The sequence below is a fragment of the Streptomyces sp. NRRL S-350 genome (assembly GCF_000719705.1).
Lineage (GTDB): Bacteria > Actinomycetota > Actinomycetes > Streptomycetales > Streptomycetaceae > Kitasatospora.
The window spans coordinates 1-696 of sequence record NZ_JOHO01000189.1; the positions used below are offsets into that span (position 1 = coordinate 1).

The 696-nt window shown below is 66.8% G+C and carries 2 protein-coding genes; one reads left to right on the forward strand and one right to left on the reverse strand.

The features are described from left to right. Positions 1–184, reverse strand: a 184-nt coding sequence (locus IF30_RS0140445) for a hypothetical protein (protein ID WP_030248237.1), incomplete at its 3' end; no start/stop codon positions are given. A gap of 85 nt (positions 185–269) precedes the next feature. Between IF30_RS0140445 and IF30_RS0140450 the strand changes: the two genes are divergently transcribed. Then, the coding region (locus tag IF30_RS0140450; protein WP_037903150.1) for an IS5/IS1182 family transposase at positions 270–696 on the forward strand (427 nt) is incomplete at its 3' end.

Here is a 696-nt window from a genome sequence, read left to right on the forward strand (position 1 = left end):
TGCCCGACTTGATCCATGGCCATTTGACGGTACAGACCACGATGGGCGCGACGAGCATGGCCAGCATCCACAGTCCCACGCTCGCTGGAGAGTAGATGTAGTACTGCCACTGCTCGGGTAGGGCCGACGGTGCGAGCAGGAGCGCGATCAGCGCGGCCCATGTGACCAGCACTGCTGCTGCCATGCGTGCTGCGGCCACCCCTGTCGGCCCCCTCGACGGCTGCTCGTCTCTTTGGATCGAATGATAGGGCCGCTGAGATGATCTCGCTATGGCTGGTGTGATCACGGCGTCGGAGCCGTCCTGGATACCTCCGTTCAGCGGGCTCAGCGCGCGCACCTTCGGGAAGCTGGTGACGGTTCTGCGGCGCGAGGGTGCGGACGCGGTCCGCAGGGGCCGGCCGTGGAGCCTTCCGCTGGAGGACCGGGCTCTGCTGGTCGCGGCGTACTGGCGAACCAACCTGACCATGCGGCAGCTCGCCCCATTGTTCGGGGTGTCCAAGTCGGCGGCCGACCGGATCATCGGCCACCTTGGGCCGATGTTCGCTCTCCAGCCCCGCAAGCGGTTCGCCAAGGGCACCGTGCTCATCGTGGACGGCACCCTGGTCCCCACCCGCGACCACACCATCGCCGAGCGGTCGAAGAACTACAGGTACTCCACCAACCACCAGGTCGTCATCGACGCCGACACCCGCCTGG